At 66.3% G+C, this 13223-nt stretch carries 11 protein-coding genes and 1 pseudogene; all 12 read right to left on the bottom strand.

Translation table 11 applies throughout. From position 1 onward, the window contains the following. Window positions 1-43: 43 nt before the first annotated feature. The gene (locus tag ACYVD0_RS08155; protein ID WP_460426347.1) at window positions 44-1336 is read right to left on the bottom strand and encodes an adenylosuccinate synthetase; all 1293 of its coding nucleotides are present in this window, start codon (window positions 1334-1336) and stop codon (window positions 44-46) included. A gap of 54 nt (window positions 1337-1390) precedes the next feature. Further along, entirely contained in the window at window positions 1391-2578 is a 1188-nt protein-coding gene (locus tag ACYVD0_RS08160; RefSeq protein ID WP_460426348.1) for an ATP phosphoribosyltransferase regulatory subunit, read from the bottom strand. A gap of 100 nt (window positions 2579-2678) precedes the next feature. Beyond that, window positions 2679-2903 (bottom strand): annotated as a pseudogene (locus ACYVD0_RS08165) (hypothetical protein); the annotation flags it as partial. Continuing rightward, window positions 2903-3772 (bottom strand): protease modulator HflC, encoded by an 870-nt coding sequence (gene hflC / locus ACYVD0_RS08170; protein WP_460426349.1) that lies wholly within the window; start codon window positions 3770-3772, stop codon window positions 2903-2905. The pseudogene ACYVD0_RS08165 and the gene hflC, both read right to left, overlap by 1 nt. Then, window positions 3772-4932, bottom strand: a complete 1161-nt coding sequence (gene hflK / locus ACYVD0_RS08175; protein ID WP_460426350.1) for a protease modulator HflK — start codon at window positions 4930-4932, stop codon at window positions 3772-3774. Before hflK ends, hflC begins: the two co-directional genes overlap by 1 nt. Before the next feature lie 95 nt (window positions 4933-5027). Beyond that, window positions 5028-6329, bottom strand: coding sequence for an HflX GTPase family protein (hflX, locus tag ACYVD0_RS08180; protein ID WP_460426351.1), 1302 nt, complete (start codon window positions 6327-6329; stop codon window positions 5028-5030). 12 nt (window positions 6330-6341) lie between these two features. Then, window positions 6342-6596 (bottom strand): RNA chaperone Hfq, encoded by a 255-nt coding sequence (gene hfq / locus ACYVD0_RS08185; RefSeq protein ID WP_012699425.1) that lies wholly within the window; start codon window positions 6594-6596, stop codon window positions 6342-6344. A gap of 92 nt (window positions 6597-6688) precedes the next feature. Next, window positions 6689-7660, bottom strand: coding sequence for a tRNA (adenosine(37)-N6)-dimethylallyltransferase (gene miaA / locus ACYVD0_RS08190; RefSeq protein ID WP_460426352.1), 972 nt, complete (start codon window positions 7658-7660; stop codon window positions 6689-6691). Between the two features lie 91 nt (window positions 7661-7751). Further along, window positions 7752-9635 carry a DNA mismatch repair endonuclease MutL gene (mutL, locus tag ACYVD0_RS08195; RefSeq protein WP_460426353.1) on the bottom strand — a complete coding sequence of 628 codons (1884 nt, stop codon included), beginning with the start codon at window positions 9633-9635 and terminating at the stop codon, window positions 7752-7754. Beyond that, complete coding sequence (locus ACYVD0_RS08200) at window positions 9632-11068, bottom strand: N-acetylmuramoyl-L-alanine amidase (RefSeq protein WP_460426354.1); 1437 nt, start codon at window positions 11066-11068, stop codon at window positions 9632-9634. The genes mutL and ACYVD0_RS08200 overlap by 4 nt, the downstream gene beginning before the upstream one ends. 179 nt (window positions 11069-11247) lie before the next feature. Then, window positions 11248-11715: a tRNA (adenosine(37)-N6)-threonylcarbamoyltransferase complex ATPase subunit type 1 TsaE gene (gene tsaE / locus ACYVD0_RS08205; protein ID WP_460426355.1), complete on the bottom strand. Its 468-nt coding sequence runs from the start codon at window positions 11713-11715 to the stop codon at window positions 11248-11250. Then, window positions 11703-13202, bottom strand: a complete 1500-nt coding sequence (locus ACYVD0_RS08210) for an NAD(P)H-hydrate dehydratase (RefSeq protein ID WP_460426356.1) — start codon at window positions 13200-13202, stop codon at window positions 11703-11705. The genes tsaE and ACYVD0_RS08210 overlap by 13 nt, the downstream gene beginning before the upstream one ends. Window positions 13203-13223: the final 21 nt, after the last annotated feature.

Genomic DNA, 13223 nt, shown 5'->3' on the forward strand with positions numbered 1-13223 from the left:
AGTCCGGAAGACCGCCCGCAGGCGGCCTCGGGGCGATCCAGACTCAGGCGAACGGATGGCGCAGCACGATGGTTTCGTTGCGATCCGGCCCGGTGGAGATAATGTCGATGGGCGCACCGACCAGCGCCTCAATGCGCTTGATATAGGCAAGGGCATTGGCCGGCAGATCGCCCAGACTCTTGATGCCGACGGTCGACTCCTTCCAGCCCGGCATCTCCTCGTACACCGGCTCCAGCCCCACATAACTGTCGGCGTCGGTCGGCGCTTCGGTGATGACACCCTCGGCGTTCCGGTAGGCTACGCACAGCTTGACGGTCTCCAGGCCGTCCAGCACGTCCAGCTTGGTCAAACACAGACCGGAGATACTGTTGATTTCGATGGCACGACGCAAGATCACCGCATCGAACCAGCCACAGCGGCGGGCGCGGCCGGTGGTGGAGCCGAACTCATGGCCCTTGCTGGCCAGACGCGCACCGATGTCGTCGAACAGCTCGGTGGGGAAAGGCCCGGACCCCACGCGCGTGGTATAGGCCTTGGTGATGCCGAGGATATAGTCGAGATACAGCGGACCAAACCCTGAACCGGTGGCGGTACCGCCGGCGGTGGTGCTGGAGCTGGTCACATAGGGATAGGTGCCATGGTCGATGTCCAGCAGCGAACCCTGGGCACCCTCGAACATGATGCAGGCCCCCTGCTTGCGCAGCTCGTGCAGACGTGCAGTGACGTCGGTGATCATCGGCTTGAGCAGTTCGGCATAGCCCAGCGCCTCGTCGAGAGTCTTCTGGAAATCCACCGGCTCGACCTTGTAGAAGTTCTGCAGGATGAAGTTGTGGTACTCCAGCAACTCGTGCAGCTTCTTGGCAAAGCGCTCCGGATTGAACAGGTCGCCAATGCGCAGGCCGCGGCGGGCCACCTTGTCCTCATAGGACGGGCCGATGCCACGACCGGTGGTGCCGATCTTGCCTTCGGAGCGGGCTGCCTCGCGCGCCAGGTCCAAGGCCACGTGGTAGGGCAGGATCAGGGTGCAGGACGGACTGATGCGCAGGCGCTCGCGCACCGGCACGCCCTTCTCCTCCAGCTTGGCGATCTCGCGCAGTAGCGCATCCGGCGCCACGACCACCCCGTTGCCGATCAGGCACTCCACATTGTCGCGCAGAATCCCGGACGGAATCAGGTGCAACACAGTCCTCTCGCCATCGATGACCAGGGTGTGACCGGCGTTGTGGCCACCCTGATAACGCACGACGGCCGCCGCCTGATCGGTCAGCAGATCGACGATCTTGCCCTTGCCCTCATCACCCCACTGGGTGCCCAGGACCACGACATTCTTACCCATAACGCTTGTCCTCTTCGGGAAAAACTGATGCCGGCCATGGGCCGGCGAAGAAACTCAGGATGCCAGCGGCACCACCCGCCACCGGCCATCGCTCAGCAGCAACTGCCGGTCACAGCCGCAGGCCCGGGCGGCGGCGACCTGCTGACCCGGCAACGCCTGAACCACCCGCTCGCCCTGGCACCGCAGGCGCTGCACCATCTGCCAAAGATAGACATCGTGACTGTCCGGAGCCCAGATGCCGACTACCGGCTCGGCCGGCGCCACCCGCCCCAGGGCCACCAGGGTCTTCAGATCGGTGGAAAAACCGGTTGCCGGCCGGGCGCGACCGAAATCGGCACCAATGTCGTCGTAGCGGCCGCCCTGGGCGATCGACTGGCCAACCCCCGGCACGAAGGCCGCGAACACCACGCCGGTGTGGTAGTGATAACCGCGCAGCTCGCTCAGATCGAAATACAGTGGCAGCTCCGGATAGCGCACGCTCAGCGTGTCGGCGATGGCGATCAACTCATCCAGGGCCGCACGCACTTCGGCTGGCGCGTCGACCAGACAGGCCTGGGCCAGATCGAGCACTTCTCGACCACCGCAGAGCTCGGCCAAGGCGCGCAGCATCGAGGCCTGAGCCTCGGGCAGCGGCGCGGTCAGAGCCTCCACCTCGTCGACGGCCTTGCGCTGCAGGGCGTCGAACAGCTGCTGCTCGATCTCGCCGGACAACCCCGCCGCCCGAGCCAACCCCCGGTAGATACCGACATGTCCGAGATCCATGTGCACGTCCGGCACTGCGACCTGCTCGAGCACCTCCAGCATCAGACCGATGACTTCCACATCGCTCGCCGGGCTGGTATCGCCGTAAAGCTCCGCGCCGAGCTGGATGGGGCTGCGCGAGGTGGATAGAGCCCGCGGCTTCGCATGCAGCACGCTGCCAGCGTAGCAGAGTCGGCTCGGCCCCTCGCGGCGCAGGGTGTGCGCATCGATGCGCGCGACCTGCGGGGTGATGTCGGCTCGAAAGCCGATCAGGCGACCGGACAGCGGGTCCGTCACCTTGAAGGTACGCAGGTCCAGGTCCTGACCGGCACCGGTCAGTAAGGACTCCAGGAATTCAATATGCGGGGTGACGACGAACTCATAGCCCCAGCGCTGGAACAGATCCAGCATCTGGCGGCGCACTACCTCGATACGGGCCGCCTCCGGCGGCAAAACTTCCTCGATACCATCCGGCAGCAGCCAGCAGTCTACCGTTGCCATTACGCCTTTCCTCTCTCGATCCGGGCGGAAAGCCTTCAATGAAGTCAATAAGGAGGGCGGTTCCCAGCAGCATGCTGGCCAGCCCCATGAGGCATAGCTGACGATCCGACAACTGCAGTACTTGCATGATCGCACTACGCCGGCGTCGCGAGTTGAGGAAGGCAGGATGCCTTCGAGTACCAGCATCAGACACACGGCAATCGTGAATCCCTGCCATATGATTCCCACAGACGCAAAAAAGCCGGGTTTTCCCCGGCTGGCCCATCATAGCACGTTTTCCAGTCCGGACATCCCGGCGGGACCTGCAGCCCCGCCGGATATCCATCACGGCTTGGCCTGCTCCAGATAGCGGAAGAATTCGCTCTTCGGATCCAGGATCAGCACGTCCTTCTTGTCCGCAAAACTGCCGCGATAGGCCTGTAAACTGCGGTGGAAGGCGTAGAATTCCTGATCCTGCCTGTAAGCCTGGGCATAGATGTCTGCCGCCAGTGCATCACCCTCACCACGAAGCTCTTCCGACTCGCGGTAGGCCTCGGCCAGCAGCACCCGGCGCTGGCGGTCGGCATCGGCACGGATCCCTTCGGCCAGCTCCTTGCCCTTGGCGCGGTGCTCGCGGGCCTCGCGCTCACGCTCGGTGCTCATGCGCTCGAATACGCTGCGATTGACTTCCTTCGGCAGGTCGATGGCCTTGACCCGCACGTCGAGCACCTCGATCCCCAGCTCCTTGCGCGCCATCCGATCAAGCGCCTGGGTGATATCCGCCATCAGCGCGTCGCGCTCGCCGGAAACCACCTCATGCAGGGTTCGCTTGCCGAACTGGTCGCGCAGCCCCGACTCGAGACGGCGCAGCAGACGCTCATCGGCGACCTGCTTGAGGCCGGAAGTAGCGGTGTAGAAGCGCTCGGCGTCCGCCACCCGCCACTTGGCATAGGCATCGACCATCACCGCCTTCTTCTCCAGAGTGAGGAAACGCTGGGTCGGCGAATCCAGCGTCAACAGACGGGCATCGAACTTGCGCACCTTGTTGACATAGGGAATCTTCACGTGCAACCCGGGCTGGAGATCGGCTTCGACAATGCGACCGAACCGCAGCAGGACGGCCCTTTCGGTTTGCGCCACGACGTAGAAGCTGTTCCAGACGACCAGCGCCAGAACCACTCCGACGACCAGGGCGACCACGGATTTGTTGCTCATCAACGCCTCTCCCTTGAACGCAGGTCTCGCTGCTGCAGATCATTGACGACCTGCGACCCCATGTCGGCGGCGCCCGCCGCGGCAGGCGCCGGCAAACCAGCCGGGGCATTGCCACCGCGCCCCTCGAGCATCTTGTCGAGCGGCAGGTAGAGCAGGTTGTTCTGCGCCCCCTCGGTGGCGACCAGCACCTTGCTGCTGTTGCTCAGGACCTCCTGCAGGGTTTCCAGGTACAGGCGCTGACGGGTCACCTCCGGTGCCTTGTGATACTCCGCCACCAGCTTGCCGAAGCGCTGCGCCTCACCCTGGGCACGGGCCACGACCTCCTCGCGATAGCCATTGGCATCTTCGAGAATCCGCTGCGCCTGGCCGCGCGCCTCGGGAATCACGCCATTGGCATAGGTTTCCGCCTGATTGCGCTCGCGCTGCTCGTCCTCGCGAGCCCGAATCACGTCGTCGAACGCCTCCTGAACCTCGCGTGGCGCCTGGGCGTTCTGCACGTTTACCTGGGTCACGACGATGCCGGTGCGGTAGGTGTCGAGGAAACGCTGCAGGCGCTCCTGAACCTCGCTCGCCAGCAGCTCGCGCCCCTCGGTGAGCACCTGATCCATCTCGGTGGAGCCCACCACATGGCGCAGTGCACTGTCGGTGGCATGCTGCAGGCTGATCTCGGGCTGATCCACGCTCAGCACGAAGTCCTTCAGATTGCTGATTTTGTACTGCACGGTAAGCGGCACGTCGACGATGTTCTCGTCCTCGGTGAGCATCTGCCCCTGCTTGCTGTAGGCCCGCTCGCGGGTGACGTTCTCCACGAACTTGCGATCAATCGGCGGGAAATGGATATTCAGGCCCGGCCCGACGGTCTCGTGATATTTGCCGAAGCGCAGCACCACCGCCTGCTCCTGCTCGTCCAGCACGTAGATCGCGCTGTACAACCAGAAAGCCGCCAGCACCGCCAGGGCGATGCCGAACAGGCCGAAACCACCGCCCTTGCCACCCGCCCCGTCACTGCCGCGCTTCTTCCCGCCCAACATGCCGTTCAGGCTTTCCTGCAACTTGCGGAACGCCTCGTCGAGGTCCGGTGGCCCCTTGCGGTCGCCTCCGCGACGCCCGCCCCAGGGATCCTGGTTGTTAGAATTGCCACCCGGCTCATTCCAAGCCATAGCGCTCTCCATCCGAAAAACACAGACGCGCCCACGGCACGCCACCCCATGCTACCCAATGCCCGCTTCCGGCGGCAAAACTGCCGGCCGGGCTTTCATTGCAAAGTATGTTGCGTGATGAACTCGTCCGGCCGCAGCCCCTCGCGACTGACCAGGCGCTTCAGTTCGATCCGTGGCAAACGCACTGCCAGCAGGCTTCCCCCCTCCTCGTCATGCGTCTCGCTGCGCACCGCCCCGAGCGCGAAAAACTGCGCGCGCAGCCGACCCAGTCCCTGCGGCAGGCGCAGGGTCCCGACAAACAGATCATCTCCCAGCAGCTCGGCGATGGCCTGACGCAGCAGATCCAGGCCGCGCCCGTCGCGGGCCGATACCCAGACCCGCTGCGGCTTGCCATCGGCATCGCGCTGGATCTGCGGCTCCATGCTTTCGAACAGGTCCAGCTTGTTGTACACCTCCAGGATCGGCAGGCTGTCGGCGCCGATTTCTCCCAGCACGGCCATGACCTGCTCGATCTGCGCCATGCGCTCGGGCTCGTGAGCGTCGATCACATGCAGCAGGAGGTCGGAATTGCTCGACTCTTCCAGCGTAGCGCGAAATGCCTCGACCAGCTTGTGCGGCAGATGGCGGATGAATCCTACGGTATCCGCCAGTACCAGCGCCCCCAGATCGTCCAGCTCGAGACGGCGCAGGGTCGGATCGAGGGTGGCGAATAGCTGGTTGGCCGCATAGACCTCAGAAGCCGTCATGGCATTGAACAGGGTGGACTTGCCAGCATTGGTATAACCGACCAGGGAAACCAGGGGAATCTCCGCGCGCCGGCGTCCGCGCCGCGCCTGCTCGCGCTGGCTGCGCACCTTTTCCAGACGCCGGCGGATCTGCCGGATGCGTACCCGCAGCAGGCGCCGGTCAGTCTCCAGCTGGGTTTCACCGGGACCGCGCAGACCGATACCGCCCTTCTGCCGCTCCAGGTGGGTCCAGCCACGGACCAGTCGCGTGCTCATGTGCTCCAACTGGGCCAGCTCGACCTGCAGCTTGCCCTCATGGGTACGCGCGCGCTGGGCGAAAATGTCGAGAATCAGGCCAGTGCGATCGAGCACCCGGCACTCGAAGGCGCGCTCCAGGTTGCGCTCCTGACTGGGCGTCAGGATGTGATTGAAGATCACCAGCTCGGCCTGCTCGGTCCTGACCAGATCGTGTAACTCCTCGACTTTGCCGGTGCCGATCAGAAATTTGGCACTTGGCTGGTGACGCGCCACACCGACGAACGCCACCGTTTCGGCACCCGCCGAGCGGGCGAGCTCCTGGAACTCCTGGGGATCTTCACGCGCATCGGGATCCTGACTCTCGAGATGAACCAGGATGGCTCGCTCTCCACCACCAGGGCGCTCAAAAAACAAGGCGGGCTCCTATCAGGCGTTGCCGGGTTCGGGCTGCTCGCCCTCACTCGCAGTGGGCAGGCGCACAGGACGGCTCGGCACCACGGTGGAAATCGCGTGCTTGTAGACCATCTGGCTGACCGTGTTCTTCAGCAGGATCACGAATTGATCGAAGGATTCGATCTGGCCCTGCAGCTTGATACCATTGACCAGATAGATGGAAACCGGAACGCGCTCTTTGCGCAGGGTATTAAGGTAAGGGTCTTGTAGCGAATGCCCTTTTGACATAAGGAGCTCTCCTTTCAGGGATTGTTTAGAAATTTGAAGAAAAATGGCAGGCTGCCTCAGGGAAACCCCAAAACGGCAGCAAGGACTGAAGTTCAGGCCAATATGGCGACCGCCTCAAGGTATTTCAAGGAGCGTTGAAGATTGTCGTCCCCCAAGCTGTCCAACCAGTGGAGGTCGGTCCAGCTGCGCAACCAGGTGAACTGCCGTTTGGCCAGTTGGCGTGTCGCGATGATGCCGCGCTCGACCATCTGCTCCCGCGTCAGTCGACCCTCCAGATGTTCCCACACCTGCCGGTAACCGACCGCCCGCATGGAGGGCAGGTTCTCATGTAAATCGCCGCGCCGCCGCAACGCCTCGACCTCGTCGACGAAGCCCTGCTCCAGCATCAGGCGGAATCGCCGGGCGATTCGCTCGTGCAGAATCTGTCGCTGCGTCGGCGCTATTGCCAGATGGGCGACAGTATAAGGCAAATGCCCACCCGTTGAGTCGCAAGATAGAGGATTTTGCGCGACCTGACGCAAGCGATGGGCAGTCATCGAAAGGCCGCTGACCCGATAGACCTCCAGAGCCCGCACTAGACGCTGGGGATCGTTGGGATGGATGCGCGCCGCCGACTCCGGATCGACCGCCGCCAGCTCCCGGTGCAGGGCCGGCCAGCCTTGCGCAGCGCCCCGCGCCTCCAGTTCCGCACGCAGCGCCGGATCGGCGCCCGGCATGTCAGCCAGCCCCTCCAGCAGGGCCTTGTAATACAACATGGTGCCGCCCACCAGCAGGGGAATGCGCCCCCGGGCGGTGATTTCAGCCATGGCTGCCAGGGCAGCGTCGCGGAACTCGGCGGCGGAATAGCTTTCCGCCGGATCGCGAATATCGATGAGGCGATGGGGAAACTCCGCCAGCAGCGCCTTCGAGGGCTTGGCCGTGCCGATGTCCATGCCCCGATAGACCAGCGCCGAGTCGACGCTGATCAGCTCGCACGGCAGGACCCGCACCAGCTCCAGCGCCAGGTCGGTCTTGCCGGAAGCGGTCGGCCCCATGAGGAAGATGGCGGGAGGCAGGCGGGACATCGGCGAACTCGGTACTGGCGCGAAAGGGAGCATAGTTTCAGGTGCCGGGCGACAGGCTTGCAAGCGGCCCCGCTCGGCATGAGGAAGTTGATTAGCGACCGCGCAAGAACAGCTTGTCCAGCTCGTCCATGCTCAGCCGGGTCCAGGTCGGCCGCCCGTGGTTGCACTGACCGCTGCGTTCGGTGTGCTCCATGTCGCGCAGCAAGGCGTTCATCTCCGGCAAGGTCAGGCGCCGGTTGGCACGCACCGCGCCATGACAGGCCATGGTCGCCAACAGCTCGTTGAGATGGGCCTGGATGCGATCGCTAGTACCGTACTCCAGGAGATCGGCCAACACGTCGCGCACAAGCTGGCCCGACTCGGCCTGCCGGAGCAGCGCCGGCGTCTGCCGGATCGCCAGGGCTTCGGGGCCGAGGCGCTGCAGCTCGAAACCCAGCCGCAGGAACCACTCGGCATGTTCCTCGGCGCAGTCCGCCTCGCGCTGGCTGAGGGCCAGACTTTCCGGCACCAGCAACGGCTGGCCGCGCAACCCCTCGCTGGCCATGGCGGTCTTCAGCCGCTCGTAGGTGACCCGCTCGTGGGCCGCGTGCATGTCCACCAGTACCAAGCCCTGCGCGTTCTCGGCGAGGATGTAGATCCCCTTGAGTTGGGCCAGGGCATAGCCGAGCGGCGGCACATCGTCCAGCCCGTCCGACGGGGCTGCAGGCGCAGACCCGGACTCGGCCAGCGGCGCGAAGAACTCGCGATAGACGCCCCCGGGCTCGGCGGAATGCCCCGCAGGCTGCGGCCGTGGCGCCTGATAGCCAGCGCCGGGGCCCTTCCAGGCGGCCGGCTCGTCCGGCGTCCGCTCGGGTGCGCAGGTGGACAGCGGCATCTCGCCCTGCCCCCGGAACTCGCCGGCAGCAGGTCCGGCGAGCGGAGCCGCGGACGGCGCGGCAACCGGTGCCGCCAGTTGGTCCTCGGGGCGCACCTCGCCCAGTGCGCGGTGCAAGGTGCCATAGAGGAAATCGTGGACCATGCGGCTGTCGCGAAAGCGCACCTCATGCTTGGTGGGATGCACGTTGACATCCACCACCGACGGATCGACCTCGAGGAACAGCACGAAGGTCGGATGACGGCCGTTGAACAGCACGTCGCGATAGGCCTGGCGCACTGCATGGGCGACCAGCTTGTCGCGCACCATGCGGCCGTTGACGTAGAAGTACTGCAGGTCGGCCTGACTGCGCGAGAAAGTCGGCAGGCCGACCCAGCCCCACAGGCGCAGACCGCCCCGCTCGACCTCGACCGGCAGCGCCTGCTCCAGGAAGGCCGGCCCGCAGACCGCCGCGACCCGCCGCGCACGGGCCGCGTCGTCTCCGGCCTCATGCAGGGCCAGCGCACTCCGGCCGTTATGGCGCAAGTGGAAGGCCACCTCGAAGCGCGCCAGGGCCAGGCGCCTGATGACCTCCTGCAAATGCTCGAATTCGGTCTTTTCCGCACGCAGGAATTTGCGCCGCGCTGGCGTATTGAAGAACAGGTCGCGCACCTCCACCGAAGTGCCGACCGGATGCGCCGCCGGTTGCACCCGCGCTTCCATGTCGCGCCCCTCCGTTTCGACTTGCCAGGCCTGCCCGGCATCGGCGGTGCGCGAGGTCAGGGTCAGACGCGCCACCGAACCGATCGAGGCCAGCGCCTCGCCGCGAAAGCCCAGGCTCATCACCCGCTCGAGATCCTCCAGATCGCGGATCTTGCTGGTGGCATGGCGGGCCAGGGCCAGCGGCAAGTCGTCGGCGGCGATGCCACTGCCGTCGTCGCGCACCCGCAGCAACTTGACGCCGCCCTGCTCCACCTCGATGTCGATGCGCCGGGCACCGGCGTCCAGGCTGTTCTCCAAGAGCTCCTTGGCCACCGAGGCCGGTCGCTCGACCACTTCGCCGGCGGCGATCTGGTTGGCCAGCCGCAGACTCAGCAGCTGAATGCGCGCCGGGCCGCTCATGGCTGGGCCGCCAAGGTGGCGGCCGGTATGTCGAGAACCTGGCCGATCTTCAGCAGGTCGCTCTTCAGCTTGTTGGCGCGGCGCAGCGCCGCCATGCCGACCTGGTAGCGCTCGGCGATCAGCGCCAGGGTTTCGCCGGAGACGACCACATGCTCCTGTCGTCCCCGGGCAATCTTCCCGGAGTCGCGCAGCCAAGCGATGTAGGTGCCCGGCGGCGGGTTCTGCTGGAAGAATTGGCGCACCCCGCCGTGGATGGAACGCGCCAGCGCCTGCTGGTGACTGCGGGTCTGCAGCTTGTCGGACTCGCCAGGATTGGAGATGAACCCGGTTTCCACCAGGATCGACGGGATGTCCGGCGATTTCAGCACCATGAAGCCAGCCTGCTCCACCCGCTCCTTGTGCAGCGGGGTGATCCGCCCCATGGTGCTCAGCACCTTCTGGCCGACGTTCAGACTGGAGGACAGCGAGGCAGTCATCGACAGGTCGAGCAGCACACCGGCGAGCATGCGGTCCTTGTCCTCGAGACTGACACTGCCGGCGCCCCCGATCAGGTCCGAGCGGTTCTCGCTGTCGGCCAGCCAGCGCGCCGTTTCCGAGGTTGCGCCGCGATCGGACAAGGCATAGACCGAGGCGCCGAAGGCCGATGAGCGCGGCGCGGCGTCGGCATGGATGGAGACGAACAGGTCGGCGCCCTTCTTGCGGGCGATCTCGGTGCGCTTGCGCAGCGGGATGAAGTAGTCACCGGTGCGCACCAGCTCGGCGCGGAAGCCCTTCTCGGCGTTGATCTGCTGCTGCAGCTCACGGGCGATGGCCAGGACGACATTCTTCTCCTGCGCCCCCCGCGGACCGATCGCGCCAGGATCCTCGCCGCCGTGACCGGCATCAATCGCGATCACAATGTCTCGCCTGCCCCTGGACAACGGCGTGGTCGCCTTGGCTGCCGGCTTGGTCGGCGTTATCACCGGGGCCGGCACCGGCCGACTGACGACCCGCGTCGGCGGCAGCTCGGGGGCGATGCTCGGCTCCTGATCGTAAAGGTCGAGCACCAGACGATGGCCGTACTGCTGGTTGGGTGCGAGGGTGAAACTCTTGGGCACCACCGACTTGGAGAGGTCGAGGACCAGGCGCAGCTCGTTCGGACTCCGCTGCGCCGCGCGCAGGCCGCTGATCGGGGTATTGCCCAAGGCGAGCCTGTCCAGTTGGGTGCGCAGCTGGGCGCCACTGACATCGATGACGATCCGGTGCGGTGCGGTCAGGGTGAATACGCTGTGCTGCACCTGGCCACTCAGATCGAACACCAGGCGGGTATTGTCCGGCGCCCGCCACAGGCGCACGCCACGCACCTCCACGGCTGCCCAGGTATCGACGGCCAGGGCGACGAGCAGCAGACCGACGCCGGCGACCCAGGCACGCAGGGAATTAGGGCCTGTCATCAATGGTTTCCTCGTTGCGACGGAGCCTGTTTGGGCACAGGGCAAGGCGTGAGGAGAGAGGTTTGGTCATTCCAAATGAACGACGAACAGCGCGGCACTGTGCCCAAACAGGCCCGTCCCTTCGGGCGGCAACGCAATCGTGGAAACAATTGATGACAGGCCCTAACCCACATAATTATCTAGTTCTCCTGAGCCAGAGAGGCGCACCAGGCTTCGCCCCGTGCGCCATGGGGCGACAGGCGCAAGATGCGGCCTCCCGCTTGCTGGGTAATGGTAATATCGAGGTCCGGCCTTGGCAAAAAGCCCGAGCCGCGCTGCGGCCACTCGACCAGGCACAGCGCGTCGTCCCCGAAATAGTCACGAACCCCAAGAAATTCAAGCTCTTCCGGATCGGCCAGGCGATACAGATCGAAGTGGTAGGCCTGTCGCTCGCCGATCCGGTAGGGCTCGACCAGAGTGAAGGTCGGGCTCTTCACCGCGCCGGCATGCCCCAGGCCGCGCAGGATGCCACGCGACAGAGTGGTCTTGCCGGCGCCGAGTTCGCCATGCAGGAAGATCGTCCCGCAGCCGCCGGTGAGCGCGCCGAGGCGCTCGCCCAGGGCCAGTTGGGCCGCCTCGTCAGCGGCAAAAAGGATCAGCCCAGGCACGGCGAATGCTCCTCCAGCAACTGACGAATCATCGGGAACAGATCGCTGGCCACCAACCCGCGGCCCATCACCGCCAGCCGCTCGCCCGCCCGGGCATGCAGCCAGACTGCCAGGCAGGCCGCCTCGAAAGGCGCCAGCCCCTGAGCCAGCAGGGCACCGACCAGCCCGGCGAGAACATCTCCAAGCCCCGCTCCGGCCATCGCCGGATGGCCGTGGTCGCACAGCGCCAGGTGCCCCTGGGGGGTGGCCACCAGGCTGCCGGAGCCCTTGAGGATGACCACCACGCCATTGCGCCGCGCCAGAGCGAGGGCTGCTGCCGGCCGGTCGGCCTGCACGGTTGCGGTATCGCTGCCCAGCAGACGCGCGGCCTCGCCGGGGTGGGGCGTCAGCACGGCATTCGCCGGTGCGCCCACCGCGCCGGCGGCGAGCAGATTCAGCGCGTCGGCATCCCACACCTGGGGCTGCGCGCAGCCGGCCGCCGCCGACAGCAGGCTGCGGCCCCAGGCCTCCTGGCCGAGCCCCGGACCGACCACCAGCACGTCGGCACGGGTCATCAGCGCCAGCGCCTGATTAGCCGAGTCGACGCCGCGGCTCATCAACTCCGGCCGCTGCGCCAGCGCCGCCGGCACGTGCGCGCCGCGGGTCGCCAGACTGACCAGCCCGGCGCCGGCGCGCAGGGCGCTTTCCGCGCTGAGCAGCGCCGCCCCGCCAAGGCCGAGGTCGCCGCCAAGCACCAGCACATGACCGTAACGCCCCTTGTGCGCGGTGCGCAGACGCGGCGCCAGACGCGCCACATTGCCGGCAGCCAGGCGCAGGGCCGCGGCTGGCTGCGCGGCGACGATCTGCGGATCGGCCGCCAGATCGGCGAACACCAGCGCGCCGACGTGATCCGGCGCCTCGCCGGTGAGCAGCCCCAGCTTGAGGCCGATGAAGCTGACCGTCAGCTCGGCACGCACCGCCACGCCCAGGGGGCAGCCGGTGTCGGCGCTGAGCCCGGAGGGAATGTCCAGCGCCAGCACCGGCAGACCGCTGGCATTGATCTGGCGAATCGCCTGGGCGTAGGGTTCGCGCACCGACCCGCCGAGGCCGGTGCCGAGCAGAGCGTCGACCAGCACGCCTTCCAGCTGCGCGCACTCGCTCCAGGACTCGATCGCCACCCCGGCCTGCCGCGCCTCGCGCCAAGCCTGCGCCGCGTCGCCCTGCAGCTGCTGTGGGTCGCCAACCGCCAGCACCCGCACGCGCCAGCCGGCGCGCTGCGCCAGCGCGGCGACCAGATAGCCGTCGCCGGCATTGTTGCCGCGCCCGGCAAGCACCGTCAGCGCGCCGGCCTGCGGCCAGCGCCGGCGCAGGGCCCGCCAGGCGGCATGGGCGGCGCGGCTCATCAGCTCGAAGCCGGGGGTGCCGGCGGCGATCAGCCGCGCGTCGAGTTCGCGCACCTGGGCAGCGCTGTAAAGGGAAAGCGGCAAATCTTCCTGAATGTCTGGCATGCGTCGATCGGCTCCGAGGTC

Source organism: Azotobacter armeniacus (assembly GCF_054779355.1).

Bases quoted from the DNA above. Each gene is read 5' to 3' on its own strand.
- ACYVD0_RS08155 (WP_460426347.1), bottom strand. From the start codon at position 1,336: ATGGGTAAGAATGTCGTGGTCCTGGGCACCCAGTGGGGTGATGAGGGC.
- ACYVD0_RS08160 (WP_460426348.1), bottom strand. From the start codon at position 2,578: ATGGCAACGGTAGACTGCTGGCTGCTGCCGGATGGTATCGAGGAAGTT.
- hflC (WP_460426349.1), bottom strand. From the start codon at position 3,772: ATGAGCAACAAATCCGTGGTCGCCCTGGTCGTCGGAGTGGTTCTGGCG.
- hflK (WP_460426350.1), bottom strand. From the start codon at position 4,932: ATGGCTTGGAATGAGCCGGGTGGCAATTCTAACAACCAGGATCCCTGG.
- hfq (WP_012699425.1), bottom strand. From the start codon at position 6,596: ATGTCAAAAGGGCATTCGCTACAAGACCCTTACCTTAATACCCTGCGC.
- miaA (WP_460426352.1), bottom strand. From the start codon at position 7,660: ATGTCCCGCCTGCCTCCCGCCATCTTCCTCATGGGGCCGACCGCTTCC.
- mutL (WP_460426353.1), bottom strand. From the start codon at position 9,635: ATGAGCGGCCCGGCGCGCATTCAGCTGCTGAGTCTGCGGCTGGCCAAC.
- ACYVD0_RS08200 (WP_460426354.1), bottom strand. From the start codon at position 11,068: ATGACAGGCCCTAATTCCCTGCGTGCCTGGGTCGCCGGCGTCGGTCTG.
- ACYVD0_RS08210 (WP_460426356.1), bottom strand. From the start codon at position 13,202: ATGCCAGACATTCAGGAAGATTTGCCGCTTTCCCTTTACAGCGCTGCC.